Raw genomic sequence first — 22,690 nt, 5'->3', positions numbered from 1 at the left:
TCAGGCCCCCGGCCCCCCGGTCCGTGTCGCCGCCGCAGTGTCATTCGGCGCGACCGGGGGCAGGCAGTGGGGCGGGCGATGGCGTTCGACCGTTTCGATCAGGGCGGCCTTGTGCAGCGGCTTGGTCAGGCACCCGTCCAGACCGGCGGCCAGGATGTCCTGCACATCGCTGTCCAGCGCATGGGCGGTGAGCGCGACCACCGGCACGCGCGGCTGCCCGCTTTCCCTTTCCAGCGCGCGGATCGCGCGGGTGGTGTCCTTGCCGTCGCGGCCGGGCATTGAAATGTCCATCAGGACCAGGTCGGGCCGCGCCTGGGCAAAGGCGGCAAGGGCTGCATCGCCGTCGGCGGCGTGGCGCAGGTCGATCCGCAAACCGGCCAGCATCTTGTCCAGCACCAGACGGTTTGTGCGGTTGTCGTCGGCGGCCAGAACGCGCATCGGCCGCGCGGTGCCGTCGGGGGCGGGGTCGGCCGGGGCCAGTTTCGCGATCGCCTCATACAGCGTGCGGCGCAGCACGGGTTTCTGCAACACCATGTCCACCGGCGCGGGGTCGCCTGATGCCTCGCGCAGCTGCGCGGGGTTCGAGGTCAGCATCAGGATCGGCCCGGCATGGCCGCGCGCGCGCAGCGCCTGCGCCAGGGCATGCCCGTCCATGCCGGGCATCCGGTGGTCGGTCACGACCAGATCCGCCGATGCGGCGTCGGCCAGCGCGTCGGCGGGGCTGGCATGGCAGCGCACGCGCAGCCCGATCTGGGACAGCTGGCGTTCCAGGATCGCGCGGTTGATCCCCTGATCATCCACCACCACCACGCTGTGTGCCCCGGTGCGGGGGGGCGGGGCCGGTCCGTCGCCGGCATCATCGGCGGGCAGGGGCAGGCGGATGCCGAAACACGATCCCTTGCCGCGTTCCGATTCCACCCAGATTTCGCCCCCCATCAGCCCGACCAGCCGCCGCGTGATCGCCAGGCCCAGGCCGGTGCCCTCGAACTTGCGGTTCTGCTGGTCCTCGACCTGATTGAACTCACCAAAGATGTGTTCCTGCAGCTCGGGGTCGATGCCGATGCCGGTATCCTCGACCGTGATATGAACCTGTCGCTTGCCCTCCAGCTCCAGCCCGGTGACGCGGATCAGCACATGCCCGGCCTCGGTGAATTTCACCGCGTTGCCGATCAGGTTGGTCAGCACCTGCCGGATGCGCCCGCGGTCGCCGGTGAAGCCGGTCGGCAGGAACATGTCATAGTCGATCAGCACCTCCAGCGCCTTGTCGCGGGCGGGCGCCTGCAACAGCAGCACGATTTCCTGGATCGTGCGTTCCAGATCGAAGGGTTCGGGATGCAGGTGCAGGCGCTCTGCCTCGATCTTGGAAAAATCCAGAACGTCGTTCAGCAGGGTCAGCAACGCCTCGCCGGAATCGCGGATCGTCTGGGCATAAAGGCGCTGTTCCTCAGTCATTTCGGTGTCGCACAGAAGTTCGGCCATGCCGACCACCCCGTTCAGGGGCGTGCGCAATTCGTGGCTCATGTTGGCGAAAAAGGCGGACTTGGCGCGGTTAGCGGCCTCGGCGGCGACGCGGGCACGGTCCAGCGCCTCTTGCTGGCGTTTCTGCTCGGTGATGTCGACGCGCAGGCCCACCAGCCCGCCGTCGGGGGTGCGCTTTTCCAGGATGCGCAGCCAGCGGTCATCCTTCAGGCGCTGTTCCTGTATTTCGTCGGGGGCGTTGTGGCGCGCCATGCGTTCGGCCAGCCAGTCCTCTTCGCGGCCTTCGGCCTCGGGGTATTGGCCGCGGGCCAGGCCGTAGCGCAGGATATCCTCGAACGGGGTGCCGGGCACCAGGGCCGGGGCGCTGTCGGCGTAGAAGTCGCGGTAGCGGTCGTTGCACATCACCAGCCGGTCCTCTTGGTCGTACAGAACGAACCCATCCGGGATCGCCTCGACCGCGGCCCACATGCGCATCATGTCGGTGATGTCCAGGCACAGCGAAACCATGTCGCCAGAGGGCGTGCGCCGGTCCACCAGTTTTATGTACTCGCCGCTGAACAGGCGCAGGATCAGCGGATCGATCCGGTCTGTTTGCCACCTGTCCTGCATGTGGCGCACCCAGTCGGCGACAGGGGTGTGGCCGATATCGATCACGCCCTCCTGGGCGGCCAGGTGCACGATATCGGCATAGCGCGCGCCCGGTCCGACCCCTGCCAGCCCGTCAAAGACCGACAGGTAGGCCCGGTTGGCCACGATCAGCCGGTCGTCGCTGTCGAACAGGGCGAATCCGTCGCGGATGGTTTCCAGCGAATCCCACAGCCGGCGGTTGGCCAGCCGCGCCTCTGCCTCTGCCTCGGCCAATTCGGACAGAACCTCGGTGTTGCGGTTGCGCAGGTCGTCGGCGGTCTTGCGGGTCTGGGTGATTTCGTCGGACAGGGATTGCGCATGGCGGGCCAGCCGGGCATTGGCCTGGGACAACTCGCGGCTTTTCTGGTCCAGCAGGCGTTCTGCGGCCAGGCGCGCGCGTCGTTCCTGTGCCAGTCTTTCGCTCAGGGTCATCCCGCTCTCCCGCCGTGGCTGGGCGCACCTTGGTCCAAGCCGGTGAATGCGGGATTAACGCTGCCTTTCGGCCGCACAGGGGAATCCTTGCCATGTGCCGCGCGGGCGTGCCAGCATTCCCCATGCCCTGATCGCGACAGGCTGCGAAAGGAAATCGCCATGCGCCGTCCCGCCCTTCCGTTTCTTGCCGTTCTGGCGTTCATTGGCACGGCGCTGGCCGCCCATGCGCAAAGCGCGTCCGGCCCCGTCCCGGACAAGCGGGTCGTGATCGCGCGCGACGTGGACTATCCCGGCGGCGATCTGCGCACGTTGTTCGACACCACGCTTGAGGTCTGCCGCCGCGCCTGCCTGAGCGATGCGCGCTGCACGGCGTTCACCTTCAACGCCCGGGCCAACGTCTGTTTCCCGAAATCCGCCGCGGGCGAGCCTGCCACCTATCAGGGCGCGTTGTCGGGCCGGGTTCTGGCCACCGCGCCGGCGGTCCTGCGCACAGCGCCCGCGCGTGCGGCCGATCTGTCGTTCTTGCGCGGGGGCGATCTGGACGCCGCGCGCCAAGAGGCCCGCGCGATCGGCGCGCGCCATTACGTCAACGGCTGGACCCTGGCAGAGCTGTTGCGCGCCGCCGCCCAGGCCCGTGGGGCGGGCCAGCAGCAATCGGCGCTGAACCTGATCGGTGCGGCGGTCGCGCTGGACGATGGCGGGGCGCTGTGGGCCGATTATGCGGGCCTGACCCGCGCCCGCGCCGAAGAGGATCAGCGCAACCGCTACGCCCTGCGCAACCGGGCGCTGGCCGCCGCCATCAACGGATATCTGCGCGCGCCCAACGCCCCGATCCGCGCCCGTGCGCTTGCCGAAATCGCGCTGGCGCTGGAGGTTCTGGGCCGGGGTCGCGAGATGATCCCCGCCCTGCGGCTGGCGCAGGATCTGTCGCCGCGCGATGACATCGCCCGCCTGCTGGACACGGCGGTCGCGAAATACGGGTTCCGCGTCATCGACACCGATGTCGAAAGCGATGCCGCCCGCCCGCGTATCTGTGCCGTGTTTTCCGAACCGCTGGTGCAGGCTGGCCTGGATTATGCGCCCTATGTGCAATTGCCCGAACCGGGCCTGTCGGTCGAGGCCGAGGACCGCCGCCTGTGCGTGGGCGGGGTGGCCCATGGCGCGCGCTACCGGCTGGGCTTTCGCGCGGGGCTGCCCGCCGCCAATGGCGAGGTGTTGGCCAAGGGCCTGACCGTCACCCAGTATGTCCGCGACCGCAATCCTGCGGTGCGCTTTCCGGGCCGGGCCTATGTTCTGCCCCGTGGCGGCCCGGCCGCGCTGCCCGTGGTCACGGTCAATGCCAGCGATCTGGACCTGACCCTGCGCCGGGTCTCTGACCGCAACCTGTTGCGCGCGATCCAGGACGATTATTTCGGCTGCCCGCTGTCGCCTTGGCAGGAAGAGGATTTCGCCACCGATGTCGCCGAAGAGGTCTGGACCGGCACCGCAGCGGTGGGGATGGAGCTGAACCGCGACGTGACCACCCGCCTGCCGCTGGCACAGGCGCTGGACGGGCTGCCCGCCGGGATCTACGCGTTGCAGGCCGCCGTGCCGGGCGCGGACCGCTATGAAACACCCCCCGCCACGCAATGGTTCGTGCTGTCCGACCTGGGGATCGCGACGATGGGCGGCGTGGACGGACTGCATGTTTTTGTCCGCGCCTTGGGCGATGCCGACGCGAAAGAGGGTGTGACCGTCACCCTGTTGTCCCGCGCCAACCGTGTGTTGGGAACCGCTGTGACCGACGCGCAGGGCTATGCCCGCTTTGCCCCCGGTCTGACGCGGGGGCAGGGGGGCGCCGCGCCCGCGCTGCTGACCGCGCAGGACGGCGAGCGCGACATTGCCTTCCTGTCGCTGACGGAACCGGAATTCGACCTGTCCGACCGCGGGGTCGAGGGGCGCGAGCCCGCCCCGCCCATCGATCTGTTCCTGGCCACGGATCGTGGCGCCTATCGCACCGGCGAAACCGTGCGGGTGACGGCGCTGTCGCGCGATGGCCGGGCGCAGGCCATTGACGGGCTGCCCCTGACCGCGATCCTGACCCGCCCGGACGGGGTGGAACATACCCGCGCGCTGTCGCAGGGGGGCGTTGCCGGCGGGCATGTCTTTGCCCTGCCGATTGCCGGGGCCGCGCCGCGCGGCACCTGGGATCTGGCCGTGCATGCCGACCCCGAGGCGCCCGCGCTGGCCAGCACCAAGCTGCTGGTCGAGGACTTCCTGCCCGAGCGCATCGATTTCACCCTTGATCTGCCCGCAGGTCCGTTGCGCCCGGCCACCCGCCCCGCCCTGGGGCTGGAGGCACGGTATCTGTTCGGCGCGCCGGCGGGCGATCTGCCGATCGAGGGCGAGTTGCGCCTGATCGCCACCGACAGCCTGCCCGACTGGCCCGGCTACCGCTTTGGCCGCTACGATGCCGAGGTGTCGCCCGAACTGGCGGTTCTGGGCGGGCAGGGGCTGCGCACCGATGCGCAGGGCCGCGCGACCGTGCCGCTGGATTTCCCCCAGATGCAGGCGCAGGGCCGCCAGCTGGAGGCGCAGATCGCGCTGCGGGTCTCCGAAGGGTCGGGCCGCCCGGTGGAACGCCGGATCACCCGCGCGCTGGCCCCCGATGCGCCGATGATTGGCATCCGCCCTGCGGTGGATGGCGTCGTGGCCGAGGGGACCGAGGCACACTTTGCCCTGCTGGCGCTGGGGGCGGGCGGGCAGCCGCAGGACATGCACGTGCGCTGGGTGCTGAACCGGCTGAGCACGCGCTACCAGTGGTATCAGATGCATGGCCGCTGGAACTGGGAACCCGTCACCACCCGCCGCCGTGTCAGCGAGGGCGAGGTGATGCTGGCGGACGGGCAGGCCACCTTGTCCGTGCCGGTCGACTGGGGGCATTACGAACTGGCCGTGGAACGGCTGGACGGCGCCCATGCCGCCGCCGCGGTGGATTTCCGCGCGGGCTGGTATGCGCCTGCGGATGCCAGCCAGACCCCGGATATGCTGGAGGTCGGGCTGGACAAACCCGCCTATGCCCCCGGCGATACCGCTACCCTGCGCGTTGTGCCGCGCCATGCGGGCAAGGCGCTGGTCACGGTGATGTCCAACCGCCTGATCCACATGCAGGCCGTCGATCTGGCCAAGGGCGAGAATACCATAAACCTGCCCGTGACAGAGGAGTGGGGCGCGGGCGCCTATGTCGCCGCGACGCTGATCCGGCCAATGGATGCGGAGGCAGGCCGCAACCCCGCGCGGGCGTTGGGGCTGGCCTATGCGCCGGTCGATCCCGGCCCGGCGCGGCTGGCGGCGGCGTTCGAAACGGGGGCCGAGGCCGCCCCGCGCGGCCCGCTGGACGTCGCGCTGAAGGTGGAGGGCGTGGCCGAGGGCGAAACCGCCTGGGCCACCATCGCCGCGGTGGACGTGGGCATCCTGAACCTGACCGGCTTTGCCGCGCCCGATCCCGATGGGCACTATTTCGGCCAGCGCAAGCTGGGCATGGGGCTGCGCGATGTCTATGGGCGGCTGATCGACGGGATGTCCGGGGCGATGGGCACCGTGCGGTCCGGCGGTGATGCGGGCGGCGGGATGCGCCGCCAGGCCCCGCCCCCGACCGAGGACCTGGTCGCGCTGTTTTCCGGCCCGGTCGAGGTGGGCGCCGACGGCTATGCGCGTACCAGTTTCGACCTGCCCGCGTTCAACGGGACCGTGCGGCTGATGGCGGTCGTCTGGTCCGACAGCGGCGTTGGTCAGGCGCAGGCGGATGTGCTGGTGCGCGACCCGGTGGTGGTGACGGCCAGCCTGCCCCGCTTCCTGGCGCCGGGCGACAGCAGCCGGCTGTTGCTGGAAATCACCCATGCCAAGGGGCCGGCGGGCCGGATGGGGCTGGATATCACCTCGGACGGGGTGCCGCTGACCGTGGCTGCGATCCCGGCGGGGCTGGATATCGCGGCGGGGGAAACCGTGCGGCTGGCCGTGCCGATCACCGCGGCCGTTCCGGGGAATCACCAGATCACCGTTACCCTGACCACCCCGGCCGGCCGGGTGCTGAGCCGCGATCTGACCCTGCCGGTGCAGGTCAACGACCCCGAGGTCATGCGCCGCTCGCGCTTTGACCTGGCGGATGGGGGCAGCTTTACCGCCGATCAGACGCTGTTTGCGGGGTTCCAGCCGGGCACCGGACGGGCCACGCTGGCGATCGGCCCGCTTGGTTTGTTCGATGCCGCCGGGTTGCTGGCCACGCTGGACCGTTACCCCTATGGCTGCACCGAGCAGGTGACCTCTAGGGCGCTGCCGCTGTTGTATCTGGATGAGGTGGCCGCCGCGATGGGGCTGGCCAGCCGGGAGGCCACCCGCGAACGGGTGCAGCAGGCGATCACCGCCGTTCTGGCAAACCAGGCGCCGAACGGGGCGTTCGGCCTGTGGCGTCCGAATTCGGGTGAATTCTGGCTGGACGCCTATGTGACCGATTTCCTCAGCCGGGCGCGAGGGCAGGGCTTTGACGTGCCCGATCATGCCTTCCGCGCGGCGCTGGACAATCTGCGCAACCGCATCAACTACGCCCCCGATTTCGACGAGGGCGGCGAGGATATCGCCTATGCGCTGATGGTGCTGGCGCGTGAGGGCGCGGCGGGCATGGGCGATCTGCGCTACTATGCCGATGTCAAGGGCGCGGCCTTTGCCACGCCGCTGGCCGCCGGGCAACTGGCCGCCGCGCTGGCCGCCTATGGCGATCCGGTGCGCGCCGATGCGATGTTCGCCCGCGCCGCGCGGCTGATGGCCGGGCGCATGGCCGGGGGAGAGGGGCCGGTCTGGCGCGCCGATTACGGCACCAATCTGCGCGATGCGGCGGGCCTGCTGGCCCTGGCGGCAGAGGCAGGCAGCAACGCCGTGGACCGCGCCACGCTGGCCGCCTATGTCGCCCGGCCCGATGGTCCGCTCTCCACGCAAGAGGCGATGTGGTCCCTGCTGGCCGCGCATGCGCTGATCGACCGGCCGGGCGGGCAGGGCTTTGCCCTGAACGGGGCGCCGATGACCGGGCCGCTGGTGCGCCTGTTGCAGGCAGGCCAGGCGCCTGCCACGCTGTCCAACCTCAGCGGGGCGCCTGCCACGGTGACGGTCACCAGCTTTGGCACCCCCGTCGTGGCCCCGTCGCAGGGCGGCAACGGCTATGCCATCACCCGCACGCACTACACGATGGAGGGGCAGCCGGTCGCGCTGTCTGCCCTGCCCGCCGGTACCCGCGTTGTCACCGTGCTGGAGGTCACGCCGTTCGACGGGGCCGAGGCGCGGCTGATGGTGTCCGATCCGCTGCCCGCCGGGTTCGAGATCGACAATCCCAACATCCTGCGCGGCGGCGATATCCGCGCGCTGGACTGGCTGGAGCTGAACGCCGACCCGCGCCATGCCGAATTCCGGCAGGATCGGTTCCTGGCCGCAGTGGACTGGCGGCAGGACAGCCCCTTCCGCCTGGCCTATATCATGCGCGCGACCACGCCGGGCAGCTATCGCCACCCCGCCGCCAGCGTTGAGGACATGTATCGCCCCGACCGTCGCGCCTGGACGGCGACGGGCCGGGCCGCCGTCACCGAATGAGGCGCCTGCTGCCCCTGCTGGTGGCGGCGCTGTTCCTGGGGGCGGCGGGGCGCGACGCGGCGGACCGCTGGATCGCGGCAACGGCCCTGCCGCCACTTGCGGCAGACGCGTCAATCGAGGTGCTGGACCGGCACGCCCGCCTGCTGCGCGCCTATACCGTGGCCGATGGGCGCTGGCGGCTGGCTACCTCGCCCGACGCGGTGGCCCCGCTGTATTTGCGGATGCTGATCGCCTATGAGGACAAGCGCTTTCACGCCCATCCCGGCATCGACCTGTTGGCGCTGACCCGTGCCGCAGGGCAGGCGGCCCGGCAGGGGCGGATCGTGTCCGGGGGGTCGACCCTGACGATGCAGGTGGCCCGCCTGCTGGAGGATGGAACGACCGGGCAACTGCCGGGCAAGCTGCGGCAGATGCGGGTCGCGCTGGCACTGGAACGGCGGCTGGACAAGACGCAGATCCTGGGCCTGTACCTGGATCGCGCGCCCTTTGGCGGCAACCTGGAAGGCGTGCGCGCGGCCAGCTATGCCTGGTTCGGCAAGCCGCCCCGCCGCCTGACCCCGGCCGAGGCTGCCCTGCTGGTCGCGCTGCCGCAATCGCCGGAAACCCGCCGCCCCGACCGCCACCCCGCCGCCGCGCGCGCGGCCCGCGACCGTGTGCTGGTCCGGATGCAGCGCGCCGGTGTCCTGTCGGCAGAGCAGGTCACCACCGCCGCCCGCGCGCCGATCCCCACCATGCGCCGGTCCTTTCCGGCGCTGGCCGCGCACCTGTCCGACCGGGCCCGCGCACAGGCCCCCATGGCCCCGCTGCATCACCTGACCCTGGATGCGGACCTGCAATCGCGGCTGGAAACCCTGCTGCGCGACACCGTCCGCCCCCATGGCGCGCCGCTAACGGCGGCGCTGATCGTGGCCAACCACCGCAGCGGCGCGATCCTGGCCCATATCGGCAGCCCCGATTTCACCGATACCGCCCGTGGCGGTTTCAATGACATGACGGCGGCGGCGCGCTCGCCTGGCTCGACCCTGAAACCGCTGGTCTACGGTCTGGCCTTTGCGCAGGGGCTGGCCCATCCCGAAACCTTGCTGGAGGATCGACCGACCGCCTTCGGCGCCTATCGACCGGCCAATTTCGACGGTTTGTTCGGCGGCACCATGACGGCGCGGACGGCCTTGCAGGCCTCGCGCAACATCCCCGTCGTGGCCCTGGCCCAGGCGTTGGGGCCGGACCGGCTGATGGTGCATCTGCGCCGGGCGGGCGCGCGGCCGAAACTGCCGCAGGGCGTGCCGGGGCTGGCCGTGGCCCTGGGGGGGCTGGGCCTGACGCTGGAGGATCTGACACGCCTTTATGCCGCGATTGCCAATGGCGGGCAGGCGGTTCCCCTGCACTGGCGGCAGGGCGCGGGGCCTGCCCCTGCAACCGCCCCCGTCCTGACGCCCGAGGCCGCCTGGCAGGTCGCCGACATCCTGCGCGGCGTGCCCGCGCCGCCCGCCGCCGCGCAGGGGCGCGTGGCGTTCAAGACCGGCACCTCTTACGGGCACCGCGATGCCTGGGCGGTGGGGTTCGACGGGGCGCATGTGGTGGCGGTGTGGCTGGGCCGGGCTGACGGCACGCCTGTGCCCGGTGCCTTTGGGGCGGATCTGGCGGCGCCGCTGCTGTTCCAGGTGTTTCAACGGATCGCGCCCGTGCGCACCCCGCTGCCGCCACCGCCGCCCGGTACGCTGATCGCCGCCAATCCCGATCTGCCCCCGCCGCTCCGCCGCTTTGCCACGCGGGGCGCGGCGGCGCCGGGTGGGCCGCGCATCGCCTTTCCGCCCGACGGCGCCGTGCTGGAGGATGCCGCCGACCTGCCGGTGAAGCTGGAGGGGGGCACACCCCCCTTTACCCTGCTGGGCGATGGTGCGCCGCTGGCGACGGGGCTGCGGATGCGGCAGGCGACCCTGCCCGTTCCCGGCCCGGGTTACCTGAGCCTGTCGGTGATCGATGCCGAGGGCCGTGCCGCCCGCGCCGCGATTACGCTGCGCTAGACGAAAAACCCTCGCGAAACCGCTTGGTCGTGGCGGCTTCAGACCCGCTCCAGCGCCAGGGCGATTCCCTGTCCGCCGCCGATGCACATCGTAACCAGCGCCCGGCGTCCGCCGGTGCGCGCCAGTTCGTGGATCGCCTTGACCACCAGGATCGCGCCGGTCGCCCCCACCGGATGGCCCAATGCGATGGCCCCGCCATTGGGGTTCACGCGCGCCGGGTCCAGCCCCAGGGCGCGGTTCACCGCGATGGCCTGGGCGGCAAAGGCCTCGTTGCTTTCGATCAGGTCGAAATCCTGCGGGGTCAGGCCGGTGCGATCGCACAGTGACTGCACCGCCGGGATCGGACCCAGACCCATCACGCGGGGCGCAACGCCCGCATGGGCATAGCCGGTGATCCGCGCCAGGGGGGTCAGCCCGGCGGCCTGGGCCGCATCCGCGCGGGCCAGCACCAGCGCCGCCGCACCGTCGTTTATGCCGCTGGCATTGCCCGCGGTCACGGTGCCGTCCTTCTGAAACACCGCGCGCAGGCCGGCCAGCGCCTCGGCGGTGGTCGGCTTGGGGTGTTCGTCGCGGGCAAAGGCGACGGTTTCGCGCTTGCGCGTGACCTCTACCGGGGTGATCTGGCTGTCGAAACGGCCCTCTTCGATGGCGCGGGCAGCGCGGGCCTGGCTGTCCAGGGCAAAGGCGTCCTGATCCGCGCGGCTGATGCCGTGTTCCGCAGCGACGTTTTCCGCCGTCACGCCCATATGCCCGGTGCCGAAGGGACAGTTCAGCGCGCCCAGCATCATGTCCTGTGCCCCGGCATCGCCCATCTTCTGGCCCCAGCGGGCGGCGGGCAGGATGTAGGGCGATCTGCTCATGCATTCGGCCCCGCCGGCCAGGCCGAAATCGGCATCGCCCAGAATCAGCGATTGCGCCACCGACACCACCGCCTGCACGCCCGAGCCGCACAGCCGGTTGACGTTCATCGCAGGCGTTTCTTGCGGGATGCCCGCCTGCATCGCAGCCACGCGGGACAGGTACATGTCGCGCGGTTCGGTGTTGATGATATGGCCAAAGGCGATATGGCCGATCTGCGCGGGCGCCAGGCCCGCATGGGCCAGTGCCGCGCGCGTGGCCGTTGCGGCCAGGTCGATGGGCGGACAGCCCGCCAGGCTGCCGCCAAAGGTGCCGATGGCGGTGCGCATCCCGCCGAGAATCACGATATCGGTCATGGCCGTCCCCTCCCTTGGGCGTTTGCCCATTGGTAACGGTCCGTCCCCGCGCGGGTCAGCCGTTACGTGGCGTCGCCGCTTTCGGCCAGGCGCGAAAGCGCGTCAAAGACGACCTGCGTGTCCGGGCCCAGCCGGGCCGTCAACTCGTCCTGAAAGCTTTGCGCGACCGGAATCAGCCGGTCCACCAACGCGCGCCCTTCGGTCGTCAGGGTCAGTTCGACCAGACGCCGGTCGCGGGGGTTTTCCTGCTTGGTGATGTGGCCCGCGGCCTCCAGCCGGGCGGCAGCGCGCGAAATCTTGGACTTGTCCATGTCCACCGCGGCGTGGATTTCGCGCACGCTGACCGGGCCGGTCTGGGACAGATGCGCCAGAACGCGCCATTCCGCCAGCGAGATGCTGAACGCCGCGCGGAACCGTTCGGCGAATTCGCGCCCCACATGGTTGGCGGCCACGCACAGCCGGTAGGGCAGAAAACCGTCCAGATCGAAGCTCTCAACCGTCTGTCCGTCCATTGCCGATCCCCCCGCTTGTGCCGGAATGGCGTGATTGTTGACTGCGCAACGAAATCGTCAATGCGGAAAACCGCCGCATATTTGGCCAGAACGATCAAAAAGCGGTTGCAGCCACGGCGCGGCTGCAACAGGTTGTTCGCCGACAAGAAGAACGAACAAGAAGCTGTGGGGGAAGCGCCATGACCAGGGGTCCCGGGCGCGTCAAGTTGCGGCTGCGCGATCATGCAAGCCCGGCCATGTCCGCGGCCCTGGGCGATGACGGCGTCGGGGCGCCGGGTGGCGGCGTGACGCCGCGCGTGCCGGTGCAGGGAGGCGCGCGCTGATGCCCCAGACCCCCAAGACCTATCCCTACTCCCGCCCCGCCGGGCTGGACGCGCCCGAACCGCGCCATGGCGTCGTGATCGTCGGCGCGGGGCCGGTGGGCCTGACCATGGCGCTGGACCTGGCGGGGCGGGGCGTGCCCACCGTCCTGCTAGAGGAAAACGACCGTGTCGGGGCAGGCTCGCGCGCGATCTGCTGGACACGGCACAGCCTGGAAATCTTTGACCGGGTCGGGATTGCCGACAAGGTGCTGGCCGCCGGTACGCCCTGGCAGATCGGGCGAACCAGTTTCGGCGATGATGAGGTCTTTATCGAGGATTTCGGCCGCGATCCGGGCGATCGCATGCCGCCCTACCTGAACCTGCAACAGTATCATGTCGAGGAATTCCTGATCGAGGCGGCGCTGGAAAACCCGCTGGTCGATCTGCGCCTGCGCAACAAGGTGATCGGCGCCGATCCCGCGCCGGATGGCGTGGAATTGACGGTCAAGACCCCCGACGGGCTGTATACCCTTTCGGCCGATTACGTCCTGGCCTGCGATGGATTCCGCTCTGCCCTGCGCACGATGCTGGACCTGGAGTTCGATGGCGAGATGTTCGAGGAGCGTTTCCTCGTCGCCGATATCGAGATGGAGGCCGATTTTCCTCCCGAACGCTGGTTCTGGTTCAACCCCAGTTTTCACGACGGGCAGTCGGCGATGCTGCACCGCCAGGGGGGCAACGTCTATCGGCTGGACCTGCAACTGGCCCGTGGCGCCAGTGCCCGCGAAGAGGTCAAGCCCGAACGGGTGATCCCCCGGATCGAGCAGGTGGTCGGCCCCGATTTCGAACTGGACTGGGTCAGCGTCTATACCTTTCAGTGTCGCCGGTTGGGCGACTTCGTGCATGGACGGGTGATCTTTCTGGGCGATGCCGCGCATGTGGTGGCCCCGTTTGGCGCGCGGGCGGGCAATGGCGGGCTGCGCGATGTGGACAATCTGGGCTGGAAACTGGCCGCGGTGCTGGACGGGCGCGCGCCGGCCGGCCTGCTGGACAGCTATAACCGCGAGCGGGTGCAGGCCGCGGACGAGAACCTGAAACAGGCGCTGCGCGCGACCCGGTTCATGTCGCCCCGGCCCGGCATCGAAACGCTGTTCCGCGACCAGGTGCTGGCGCTGGCGGTCAAGGCGGAATTTGCGCAGGGCTGGGTGAATCCGGGGCGGTTGGCCGTGCCTTGCGTCTATGACAGCCACGGCGCGGACGATCCCGCACTGCCGCAGGCCACGCGGCCCGGCGCGGTGGCGCCGGACGCCCCGCAGGGCGCGGGATGGCTGGTGCCTGCCCTGGGGCGCGAGGTCACGCTTTTGGCGATCAACTGCGCCCCGCCCGCCGGGTTGCAGGTGCCGGTGATCCGGCCCGAGGTGAACGAAACCCTGCGCCGCCGCTACCTGGGCGACGCGGATCGGGCGCTGTATCTGATCCGGCCCGACCAGGTGATCGCCGCACGCTGGCTGGATGCGGATGCGCGGGACGTGTCGGCGGCACTGCGCGCGCTGTGGGAGGGCCGGGGATGAAGCTGATAACCACCCCCAACCTGGACCGGCACGATGCCTTTTATGCCGAGTTGCTGGAGGCCCATCGCGGGCTGAGCGAGGCCGAAAGCCAGGCCCTGAACGCGCGGCTGATCCTGATCCTGGCCAACCATGTGGGCGATCTGGACACCCTGCGCGAGGCGCTGGAACTGGCGGCCGAGGGCTGAGGGGCGCCGCCCGGTCCGAACTTCCCTGCAAGTCCAGCGTTCGGTGGGCGGCGGCCCGCTCAGCCCACCTTCAGCACGATCTTGCCCACATGGGCAGAGCTTTCCATGCGGGCATGGGCGGCGGCGGCCTGATCCAGCGGGAATTCGGAATCCATTACCGGCGCCACGCGGCCTGCGGCGATCAGCGGCCAGACCTTTTCGCGCAGCTCATCCGCGATGCGGGCCTTGGCCAGGTCCGATTGCGGGCGCAGGGTGGACCCGGTGATCGTCAGCCGCCGCATCATCACATGGGCAAAGTTCAACTCGACCTTGGGTCCTTGCAGGAACGCGATCTGCACCAGCCGTCCGTCATCGGCCAGGGCGCGCACGTTGCGGGGCAGATACGGCCCGCCGACCATGTCCAGGATCAGGTTGGCGCCGCCCTCGGCCTTCAGCACGGCGACGAAATCCTCGTCGCGGTAGTTGATCGCGCGATGCGCGCCGAGCCCTTCGCAGGCGGCGCATTTTTCCGCGCTGCCGGCGGTGGCAAAGACCCGCGCGCCGAACACGTTGGCCAGCTGGATCGCGGTGGTGCCGATCCCCGACGACCCGCCATGCACAAGAAACCGTTCCCCCGCCCGCAGGCCCCCACGCATGAACACGTTGGACCAGACGGTGAAGAATGTCTCGGGCAGGCAGGCGGCCTGTTTCAGGTCCAGCCCGTCGGGCACCGGTAGGGCATGGGCAGCGGGCGTTGCGACGTATTCGGCATAGCCCCCGCCCGGCAGCAGGGCGCAGACCTGATCGCCCAGCGACAGGCCGCTGACGCCCTCGCCCAGGGCGACGACCTCTCCGGCGCCCTCCAGCCCCGGCAGGTCCGAGGCGGTGGGCGGAGGCGCATATTGCCCCGCCCGTTGCAACGCGTCGGGCCGGTTCACGCCGGCATAGGCCAGGCGAATCACCACCTCGCCCGCGCGGGGCTGCGGCACGGGGCGCTGACACAGGCGCAGGACATCGGGACCGCCGGGCTCGGCGATCTCGACCGCGCGCATGGTATCCGGCAGGCTCACGCGGTTTCGGCGGGTTCGGAACGCAGGAAACCGGGCATGCGCATCGGTTTGCGCGCATGGGGCGGCTTGATCTTGCTGCCGACCATGCGCGGACCAAAGGTCAGCGGCTTCAGCAGCGGGTTGGACCGCACGCGCGCCTTGGCCTTTTCGAAGCGCATCACGCCCTCGATCCGGCGATCCAGGAAATCCCAGGTCGGCTGGCTGTCAAAGCTGTCATCGCCCAGCCAATACAGCACCGTCGCCCCATAGACCGCCGACAGCGAGGCGCGCTTGGTATACCAGTTCACATCCTCGGAGGTGTCGCCAAGGGCCGTCCAGATGCGATCGGCGGTGCCCCAGATCAGTTTCGACCCCTCTGCCCCGTATTGCGGCAGGGCGAACAGGGTGGCGCCGCGGCGCACGCATTCCTTGTCCTCGACCGCCTCCAGGCGGAAGCGGACGGCCAGCGCGATCCGGTCGCGAAAGCGCATGTCGGACAGGTCGGTTTCGGCCAGGCGCTGCACCATCAGGTCGTCGCCGCGCTTGTGATAGGCGACGGCCAGATCAGCCGCGCCGCGCGGGCATGCGGCGCGCGCCAGCCCCGGTTCAATCCCCGATTCGGCAATCGCAGTGCGAAAGGCGGTCTCGCTCCACCCGTCGAAAGGCACATGCATCTGGATCGCGTCCAGCAGGGCTGTCCTGACTTGTTCCATGTCTTGGGGCGTGTCGGTCATGGCAAATCTCCTTGGTCGGGACGATCTATAGACAAGTTATGACGGCTTTGCTATACGGCCACCTCCTGCTTTATCTGTAACTCGAACTGGAAAGGTGGTGACAACCACATGCAGGTTAGCGTTCGCGACAACAATGTCGATCAGGCTCTTCGGGCCCTGAAGAAGAAACTTCAGCGCGAGGGCGTTTTCCGCGAAATGAAGCTGCGGCAACATTTCGAGAAACCCTCCGAGAAGAAGGCGCGCGAGAAGGCCGAGGCCATCCGCCGTGCCCGCAAGCTGGCGCGCAAGAAAGCGCAGCGCGAAGGTCTTCTCTGAGGATCGACATGCGAACGGGGGGCTTCGGCCCCCAGTGCGACGACCCCCGAGGCCCTGCCCGGGGGTTTGTTGTTTTCAGGGGGGTGTGATCGCGGCAGGCGCGATCAGGTGGCCGCCCGGCCCCGGTTGCGCCGCCAGACAGAGATGTTCAGCGCCAGCGCGAATGTCCCCCAGGCCAGATAGGGCACCATCATCACGGCGGCCAGCACGTCCAGCAGGGCAAAGGCGACGGTCGTGGCCAGCACGGCGGCCCACAGCAGGCCGATGATGATCGCGCCGCCCAGCATCCGGTGCTGGCCGAAGAACACCGCCGACCACAGCGTGTTGATGGTGATCTGTAACCCCCACAGCGCCAGCGCCAGATCGTTGCCCACCATCGTCGCCACCCGCGCGGCGGCCAGCGACATCAGCGTGTAAAGCATCGCCCAGATCACCGGGAACAGCAGGTTGGGCGGGGTCCAGGTTGGCTTGTCCAGATCGCGATACCACTGGCCCGGCTTGAACAGGATGCCCGCGGCGGCGGGCACCGCGCAGGTGGCAAGGAAAAGCGGGAACAGGGTCATGGGGGCGCTCCGGGGCTGGCATGGATTTGCCCCGGCCTAGCCCTTGGGCCGGGCCGGGGCAAGGCCATGCTCAGGCCGCGCGGGGGCGGCGGGGGCGCCGCCGCTTGGCCGCGGCGGGTTTGGCACCCTGCGGCTGGGTGCCCGGTTTGCGCCCGCGCCGCCGGGGTTGTCCGCTGCGCGCGGCTGCACCGGGCCGGGCCGGCTTGGTTCCGCTGGCAACCGGCACCTCGATCTTCATCAGCTTTTCGATCTGGTGCAGCAGGCCCGCCTCTTCGGGGGCGCACAGCGCGATCGCCTCGCCCTCGCGGCCCGCGCGGGCGGTGCGGCCGATGCGGTGAACGTAGTTGTCCGCCACCTCGGGCAGGTCATAGTTGATGACATAGGCCACGCCCGGAATGTCGATGCCGCGTGCGGCGACATCCGTGGCGACCAGTGTGGTGATCGTGCCCTCGCGGAACGCCTTGATCGCGCGGTCGCGCTGGCCCTGGCTCTTGTTGCCGTGGATCGAGGCGGCGTTATGCCCGTCGCGCACCAGTCCCTTCATCAGCTTTTCGGCGCCGTGCTTGGTGCGGGCAAAGACCAGCGTCAGCGCGTCCAGATCGCGGGCTAGAATCTCGCGCAGCTTTTCGGGCTTGTCGCCCTTTTCCAGGAAATGCACGGATTGGGTGATCTTGTCGGCGGCCTTGCCCGGCGGCGTGACCTGCACCCGGCGGGGATCGGTCAGGTAGGCGCGGGAAAGCTCCTCCATCTGCTTGGGCATGGTGGCCGAAAACAGCATGGTCTGGCGCGGCGTGCCCAGTTTCGGCGCGATGCGCCGCAGCGCGTGGATAAAGCCCAGGTCCAGCATCTGGTCGGCCTCGTCCAGCACCAGGTGGCGCACGGTGCCCAGATCGACCGCGCGGCGATCCATCAGGTCGATCAGGCGGCCGGGCGTGGCCACCAGGATATCGGTGCCCTTGGCCAGCACGCCGATCTGGCGGTTGATGGACTGCCCGCCAACGACCGTGGCGATGCGCAGGCGCGTGCCCTCGGCCAGGGGACGCAGGCTGTCGGCGATCTGGTTTACCAACTCGCGCGTGGGGGCCAGGATCAGGGACTTGGCGGTTTTCGGGGCGGGTTTGCCCGGTTCGGCCAGCAGGTGGTCGATCAGCGGCAGGCCAAAGGCCAGCGTCTTGCCGGTGCCGGTCTGGGCCAGCCCCAGCACATCATGCCCGTCCAGCGCCAGCGGAATCGCTTGCGCCTGGATCGGGGTGGGTTGGGTGAACTTGCCCCGGTGCAGCGCGGCGGTCAGGGTCGGCGACAGGCCGAGTGTGTCGAATTCGGTCAAGGAATATCCTTTTCGGGCCGGGGGCACAGGCCCGCACGGCAATGGTGCAGCGCGCGCCTGGGCGGGCTGCAAGGGTCTGGCCGGCCTCAAGACAGGCGGGTGTGCCCCGCGCCATCCGGCCGTTGGTCAGGAACCCTGCGTGATGGGGAACTGTGTATCGGTGTGCGCTGATGCGCCCGAATGGGGCGCGGCATGCTCACGCGGCAGCGCAGCGTCCCGTTGCACATGCGGGTTCGCGGCTGCGAAGTCAAGTGTTATGCGCGTCCCCGGCCTGGGCCTGTCGCGGGGCGGGCTGGCACACATGCCGCTGGTAGACGCGCCCGATCCCGATCAGCGTCAGCCCCAGCCCAAGGAAAGAGGCGACACGGTACAGCCCGGTCAGGTCCGACATGTCATACAGGAACACCTTGACCACCGTGACGATCAGCACCGCGAGCGAGGCATAGCGCGCCGCCTGCGTGTTGCGGCGGATGCCGATGGCCAGCAGGACCAGGGCAAAGACGATCCAGACGGCGGAATAGGCGTAGATTTCCCCGTTCGTGGGCATGCGCTCGGTCCCCAGGGCGATCACGCTGCCGTGGAAGGCCCGCCGCGTTTCCAGCGTCAGGTCCAGGAACAACAGCACCCCGGCCCCGGCCCACAGCCACTGACGGCTGGCTGGCCCCAGGTCAAATCCCGGGCGCGCCGCCAGCAGCGCAAAGATCAGCGCAGGCGCCAGATAGGCCAGCCCCAGCAGGTTGACCAGTGGCCAGCGGCCGACCGGCTCGGCCGTGAACAGCGGGTTCAGGTCGATGACGTGCCCCAACCCGACCACCAGCCCGGCGGCCAGCAGCAACAGCCCGCCCGCATAGACCAGCCACGGGCGCGCAGCCGTCCATGCCCGGCGCAGGCACAGCGCGGCGGCGGTCAGCCACCACAGCACCTGCACTGCGGAATCGAACAGGTTCCAGCCCATGGGCGACAGCGTGCCAGAGGTCCACAGCTTTAGCTGGAACGCCACCATGAGAAAGCCAAAGCCCAGCCCCAATACCTCGCAGATCAGGACCAGCGGGTCGCGTGTGCCCCCGGCCCCACGGGCGAACAGCCGCGCCGCGCCGATCATCGCCGCCGCGGGCAGGCCATAGCCGTAGATCACCCAGCCCAGCAGCCCGGCAATCCCGCCCTCGTAATCTAGGATCGCGGGGTTGGCGACCAGCCGCACCAGCACGATGCAGGCCATGATCAGGGCGATGGCCTTGACCTCGCGCACGCGCAGACGGTCCCAGATCCAGGCCAGTGCCAGAACCTCGGCGGCCAGGGCGACGGTCAGCCAGGCCTCGCGCAGGACGCAGGTTACGGCCAGCGCGATCGCTGCCGTGCAGCCCGCCGCATAAAGGGCCAGCGCGACATCGCGGCGGCGCCTGGTCATGCGCCGGGCCACCATGGTCGCCGCCCCCAGCATCAGCGCCGCCAATCCCATGCCGACAAAGGCCCAGTCGATGTCGATGCGAAACGCGCCGATACGCCAATAGGCGATGGCAAACAGGATCGTGGGCATCGCCGCCGACAGCCCCGCCCACAGCGCCACCGTGCGCCCGCGTGCCAGCCCCAGCCCGGCGCCGATCCCGAACAGGGCCGCCAGCCCCCACAGGGCGCGGGCAAAGACGTGGAATTCCACCGGCATCAGGAACGGGCCAAAGGCCACGCCCAGACTGCCCATGCCCAGTTGGCGCATTTCCTCGGGGATGGTCAGAACGGCGGGCACCGGCCAGATCAGGAACGCGGCCACCGCGATGGCTGCCGCGGCGACGGTCAGGCCTTCCAGCGCGGGGCGCCAAGCCGCCATCGCCAGGGCCAGCGCGCCGTAAAACCCGACAAAGGCAAAGGCCGCCCCGTTATAGCCGCTGGCATCGGCCAGCATCAGCAGCAACAGCCCCGACAGGGTAAAGCCCAAACCGGATGTATCGGCCAGCATCGCCGACAACCAGCGCCAGGCGGGGGTTTGGGGGTCTTTGACCGGCAGGCGGGTGGACAGCCCCGCGAACAGCGCGGCCAGACCCAAGGCATAGCCGCCCAGAACGCCTTGGTCCGCGATGGTCCAGTTCGTGGCCAGCCACAGCAGCGGCCAGGCCAGCGCGCCGGTCAGCGTCAGCACGGCGAACCACCACCAGCGCTGCCAGACCATCACCGCCAGGCACCCCGCGCCAAGCGCCCACAGATACAGGAACAGCGGCAGGGCCTGCGGCTGGGGGCTGTCGATCAGCGCAGGCATCAGATAGCCGCCCGCTAACCCCAACAGCGCCACGAACCACCCCTGCCGCAACGCCAGCCCCAGTGCGGCATAGGCCACCAGCCCCAACGCGACAAAGGCCGTGCCCGGCCCCAACAGCCCGTACAGACCATGCGCCGCATAAAGCGCGGCATAGATCGCAAAGATGCCCGAGGCCGTCAGCGCGGGCGGCACGTAGTCGGTATTCATCGCCCGGCCGATCCCCGGCACTGGGCGGCGGGCGGCCCATTCCCCGGCGCCCAGCAGGGCCCCGCCCAGCATCAACCCTGCGATCACGCGGGCCATCGGCGTCAGCCAACCGGCGTCGATGGCATAGCGGAACAGGAATACCGCGCTTAGCGCCACGGCGATGGCCCCCAGCCAGATCATCCACTTGGAGGCCAGGGTTTCCTCGATATTCGGGCGGTGTTCGGCAGGGGCCGGTTCGGGCGGTTCGGGGGCGTCCCACGGGCCGGGCGCGGCGGCGCCCTGCGCGTCAGTGTCCGTATCGTCAACCGCGGCGTCCTCTCGCACCGGGGCGGTGATGACCTCTGCCGCGTCCACGGCTGCGGCGGGTTCTGCCTCGGGCATGGTCGGGGCCGGTTCCGGCGGGGCCTGTGCGTTCCGGTCCCGCAGATCGTCCAACTTCCGTTCCAGACGCATCAGCCGGTCGGCCAGCGCGTCCGCCCTGCGGTTAGCGCGCCGGACCATGATCACCGCGATCAGGGGCGTCACGGCGACATAGGCCACGAACAGCAGTGCGAGCAGGGCCAGACCTTCCATGATCCGAGGTTTGCACAGTTTGCGCGCGGGCCAGAATGTTTTTTGCGCGGCAGGGGGCGGGATTCGGGCTGCGCGGCTTTGCGCCTTGGCGTTTGGGGGCGAGTCGGCTATGCGTGCGCCAACCTGCCCGGACCCGGCCCCGTGCCGGGCGGTGCCGTCCAGGCCGCCATTTCCGGAACATTGACAGCCAAACCAGCCGCGTGCCCGCAGGGGTGCCGCGGCCTGCCGTTATCGGGGACCGCATGAAGACAGTATATGCCTATCGCGACCAGTGGTTCGGGAATATCCGCGGCGACATCCTTGCCGGGCTTGTCGTGGCGCTGGCCCTGATCCCCGAGGCCATCGCCTTTTCCATCATCGCGGGGGTGGACCCCAAGGTGGGGCTGTATGCCTCGTTTTCCATCGCGGTGATCGTGGCGATCACCGGCGGGCGGCCGGGCATGATTTCCGCCGCCACCGCCGCAACGGCCGTGCTGATGGGGACATTGGTTCGCGAACACGGGCTGGAATACCTGCTGGCCGCGACCGTGCTGGCGGGGCTGATCCAGATCGGCGCGGGGTTCCTGCGGCTGGGGCAATTGATGCGCTTCGTCTCGCGCTCGGTCATTACCGGGTTCGTGAATGCGCTGGCGATCTTGATCTTCCTGGCGCAGGTGCCCGAACTGATCGGGGTGACCAACATCACCTATGTCATGGTCGCGGCGGGGCTGGCGATCATCTATCTGTTCCCGCTGATCACCAAGGCGGTGCCGGCGCCGCTGGTCACGATCATCGTGCTGACGGCGGTGTCCATGGCGATGGGGCTGGACGTGCGCACCGTGGGCGACATGGGCGATCTGCCCGATACACTGCCGGTGTTCCTGATCCCCGACGTGCCGCTGACGCTGGAAACCTTGCAGATCATCCTGCCCTATTCCATCGGGGTGGCTGCCGTGGGCCTGCTGGAAAGCCTGATGACCCAGACCATCGTGGATGACCTGACCGACACGCCCAGCGAACGCGATCAGGAATGCATCGGGCAGGGCATCGCCAACACCGCGACCGGGTTCATCGGGGGTATGGCCGGCTGCGCGATGATCGGGCAGTCCATCATCAACGTGAAATCCGGCGGGCGCGGGCGGCTGTCCACCTTTACCGCGGGTGCCATGCTGCTGTTCCTGATCGTGGTTTTGGGCGATCTGGTGGCCCAGATCCCGATGCCCGCGCTGGTGGCGATCATGATCATGGTTTCGATCGGCACATTCTCGTGGTCGTCGATCAAGAACCTGCGTGATCATCCGCGCTCGTCCTCCATCGTGATGCTGGCGACGGTGTTCTTCGTGGTCTACACGCACAACCTGGCGATCGGGGTCCTGGTCGGCGTGCTGCTGTCGGGCATCTTCTTTGCCGCCAAGATCGCGCAGCTGTTCCGTGTGAGATCCGAGATTTCAGAGGACGGGCGCGAACGGACCTATGTGGTCGAAGGGCAGCTTTTCTTTGCCTCGACCGAGGATTTCATGCGCGCCTTCGACTTCAAGGAGGCGCTGGAGCGTGTCACCATTGATGTCAGCCGCGCGCATATCTGGGACGTGTCCTCGGTTGCGGCGCTGGATATGGCGGTGCTGAAATTCCGGCGCGAGGGCGCCGAGGTGAACATCAAGGGCATGAACGAGGCGTCTGAAACCATCGTCGACCGGCTGGCCGTGCATGACAAGCCGGGCGCGACGGACGCGCTGATGGAGCATTGAGGA

Annotated in this window: 15 protein-coding genes; 7 read left to right on the top strand and 8 right to left on the bottom strand. The window is 69.3% G+C overall.

What is annotated here, in order from left to right; genetic code table 11:
* On the bottom strand, nt 1-2,538 hold the full coding sequence (locus EV656_RS00850) for a hybrid sensor histidine kinase/response regulator (RefSeq protein ID WP_132598503.1): 2,538 nt from the start codon (nt 2,536-2,538) through the stop codon (nt 1-3).
* Nucleotides 2,539-2,697: 159 nt separating this feature from the next.
* On the opposite strand from EV656_RS00850, the gene EV656_RS00845 reads away from it, so the two are divergent.
* On the top strand, nt 2,698-8,154 hold the full coding sequence (locus EV656_RS00845) for an alpha-2-macroglobulin family protein (protein ID WP_132598501.1): 5,457 nt from the start codon (nt 2,698-2,700) through the stop codon (nt 8,152-8,154).
* Complete coding sequence (gene pbpC / locus EV656_RS00840) at nt 8,151-10,178, top strand: penicillin-binding protein 1C (protein ID WP_132598499.1); 2,028 nt, start codon at nt 8,151-8,153, stop codon at nt 10,176-10,178. The genes EV656_RS00845 and pbpC overlap by 4 nt, the downstream gene beginning before the upstream one ends.
* Nucleotides 10,179-10,216: 38 nt before the next feature.
* Here pbpC and bktB read toward each other — a convergent pair whose 3' ends face one another.
* Complete coding sequence (bktB, locus tag EV656_RS00835) at nt 10,217-11,392, bottom strand: beta-ketothiolase BktB (protein ID WP_132598497.1); 1,176 nt, start codon at nt 11,390-11,392, stop codon at nt 10,217-10,219.
* Between the two features lie 62 nt (nt 11,393-11,454).
* Nucleotides 11,455-11,904, bottom strand: a complete 450-nt coding sequence (locus tag EV656_RS00830; protein ID WP_132598495.1) for a MarR family winged helix-turn-helix transcriptional regulator — start codon at nt 11,902-11,904, stop codon at nt 11,455-11,457.
* A gap of 179 nt (nt 11,905-12,083) precedes the next feature.
* Here EV656_RS00830 and EV656_RS16445 point away from each other — a divergent pair, with 179 nt between their 5' ends.
* From EV656_RS16445 to EV656_RS00820, 3 genes are read left to right on the top strand one after another with little or no spacing between them, the layout of a single operon-like run.
* On the top strand, nt 12,084-12,227 hold the full coding sequence (locus EV656_RS16445) for a hypothetical protein (RefSeq protein ID WP_165918907.1): 144 nt from the start codon (nt 12,084-12,086) through the stop codon (nt 12,225-12,227).
* Nucleotides 12,227-13,777 carry an FAD-dependent monooxygenase gene (locus tag EV656_RS00825; RefSeq protein WP_132598493.1) on the top strand — a complete coding sequence of 517 codons (1,551 nt, stop codon included), beginning with the start codon at nt 12,227-12,229 and terminating at the stop codon, nt 13,775-13,777. Before EV656_RS16445 ends, EV656_RS00825 begins: the two co-directional genes overlap by 1 nt.
* Nucleotides 13,774-13,962 (top strand): DUF2783 domain-containing protein, encoded by a 189-nt coding sequence (locus EV656_RS00820; RefSeq protein ID WP_132598491.1) that lies wholly within the window; start codon nt 13,774-13,776, stop codon nt 13,960-13,962. The genes EV656_RS00825 and EV656_RS00820 overlap by 4 nt, the downstream gene beginning before the upstream one ends.
* Before the next feature lie 59 nt (nt 13,963-14,021).
* Here the strand turns inward: EV656_RS00820 and EV656_RS00815 are convergent, their stop codons facing one another.
* Together EV656_RS00815 and EV656_RS00810 are read right to left on the bottom strand one after the other, a co-directional pair.
* Nucleotides 14,022-15,005: an NAD(P)H-quinone oxidoreductase gene (locus EV656_RS00815; RefSeq protein WP_132599451.1), complete on the bottom strand. Its 984-nt coding sequence runs from the start codon at nt 15,003-15,005 to the stop codon at nt 14,022-14,024.
* Between the two features lie 2 nt (nt 15,006-15,007).
* Nucleotides 15,008-15,724 carry a COQ9 family protein gene (locus tag EV656_RS00810; RefSeq protein WP_132598489.1) on the bottom strand — a complete coding sequence of 239 codons (717 nt, stop codon included), beginning with the start codon at nt 15,722-15,724 and terminating at the stop codon, nt 15,008-15,010.
* 108 nt (nt 15,725-15,832) lie between these two features.
* On the opposite strand from EV656_RS00810, the gene rpsU reads away from it, so the two are divergent.
* Complete coding sequence (gene rpsU, locus EV656_RS00805) at nt 15,833-16,039, top strand: 30S ribosomal protein S21 (protein WP_007818122.1); 207 nt, start codon at nt 15,833-15,835, stop codon at nt 16,037-16,039.
* Nucleotides 16,040-16,143: 104 nt separating this feature from the next.
* On the opposite strand, the gene tspO is transcribed toward rpsU, so the two are convergent.
* From tspO to EV656_RS00790, 3 genes are all read right to left on the bottom strand, one after another.
* A complete protein-coding gene (gene tspO / locus EV656_RS00800) occupies nt 16,144-16,602 on the bottom strand; it encodes a tryptophan-rich sensory protein TspO (RefSeq protein WP_132598487.1) in 459 nt (152 codons plus the stop codon).
* 70 nt (nt 16,603-16,672) lie between these two features.
* Nucleotides 16,673-17,929 carry a DEAD/DEAH box helicase gene (locus tag EV656_RS00795; RefSeq protein ID WP_132598485.1) on the bottom strand — a complete coding sequence of 419 codons (1,257 nt, stop codon included), beginning with the start codon at nt 17,927-17,929 and terminating at the stop codon, nt 16,673-16,675.
* Nucleotides 17,930-18,176: 247 nt separating this feature from the next.
* The gene (locus tag EV656_RS00790) at nt 18,177-20,960 is read right to left on the bottom strand and encodes a DUF2339 domain-containing protein (RefSeq protein ID WP_132598483.1); all 2,784 of its coding nucleotides are present in this window, start codon (nt 20,958-20,960) and stop codon (nt 18,177-18,179) included.
* A 242-nt stretch (nt 20,961-21,202) separates the two neighbouring features.
* Here EV656_RS00790 and EV656_RS00785 point away from each other — a divergent pair, with 242 nt between their 5' ends.
* Nucleotides 21,203-22,687: a SulP family inorganic anion transporter gene (locus tag EV656_RS00785; protein WP_132598481.1), complete on the top strand. Its 1,485-nt coding sequence runs from the start codon at nt 21,203-21,205 to the stop codon at nt 22,685-22,687.
* Nucleotides 22,688-22,690: the final 3 nt, after the last annotated feature.

Source organism: Rhodovulum adriaticum (genome assembly GCF_004345735.1).
Classification (GTDB): Bacteria; Pseudomonadota; Alphaproteobacteria; order Rhodobacterales; family Rhodobacteraceae; genus Rhodovulum; species Rhodovulum adriaticum.
Note: the sequence above shows the minus strand (reverse complement) of the source record. Positions and strands in the feature narration are given on the sequence as shown.

Excerpts from the sequence above, each read along its gene's own strand:
- EV656_RS00850 (WP_132598503.1), bottom strand. The coding sequence starts at position 2,538 with ATGACCCTGAGCGAAAGACTGGCACAGGAACGACGCGCGCGCCTGGCC.
- EV656_RS00845 (WP_132598501.1), top strand. The coding sequence starts at position 2,698 with ATGCGCCGTCCCGCCCTTCCGTTTCTTGCCGTTCTGGCGTTCATTGGC.
- pbpC (WP_132598499.1), top strand. The coding sequence starts at position 8,151 with ATGAGGCGCCTGCTGCCCCTGCTGGTGGCGGCGCTGTTCCTGGGGGCG.
- bktB (WP_132598497.1), bottom strand. The coding sequence starts at position 11,392 with ATGACCGATATCGTGATTCTCGGCGGGATGCGCACCGCCATCGGCACC.
- EV656_RS00830 (WP_132598495.1), bottom strand. The coding sequence starts at position 11,904 with ATGGACGGACAGACGGTTGAGAGCTTCGATCTGGACGGTTTTCTGCCC.
- EV656_RS16445 (WP_165918907.1), top strand. The coding sequence starts at position 12,084 with ATGACCAGGGGTCCCGGGCGCGTCAAGTTGCGGCTGCGCGATCATGCA.
- EV656_RS00825 (WP_132598493.1), top strand. The coding sequence starts at position 12,227 with ATGCCCCAGACCCCCAAGACCTATCCCTACTCCCGCCCCGCCGGGCTG.
- EV656_RS00820 (WP_132598491.1), top strand. The coding sequence starts at position 13,774 with ATGAAGCTGATAACCACCCCCAACCTGGACCGGCACGATGCCTTTTAT.
- EV656_RS00810 (WP_132598489.1), bottom strand. The coding sequence starts at position 15,724 with ATGACCGACACGCCCCAAGACATGGAACAAGTCAGGACAGCCCTGCTG.
- rpsU (WP_007818122.1), top strand. The coding sequence starts at position 15,833 with ATGCAGGTTAGCGTTCGCGACAACAATGTCGATCAGGCTCTTCGGGCC.
- tspO (WP_132598487.1), bottom strand. The coding sequence starts at position 16,602 with ATGACCCTGTTCCCGCTTTTCCTTGCCACCTGCGCGGTGCCCGCCGCC.
- EV656_RS00790 (WP_132598483.1), bottom strand. The coding sequence starts at position 20,960 with ATGGAAGGTCTGGCCCTGCTCGCACTGCTGTTCGTGGCCTATGTCGCC.
- EV656_RS00785 (WP_132598481.1), top strand. The coding sequence starts at position 21,203 with ATGAAGACAGTATATGCCTATCGCGACCAGTGGTTCGGGAATATCCGC.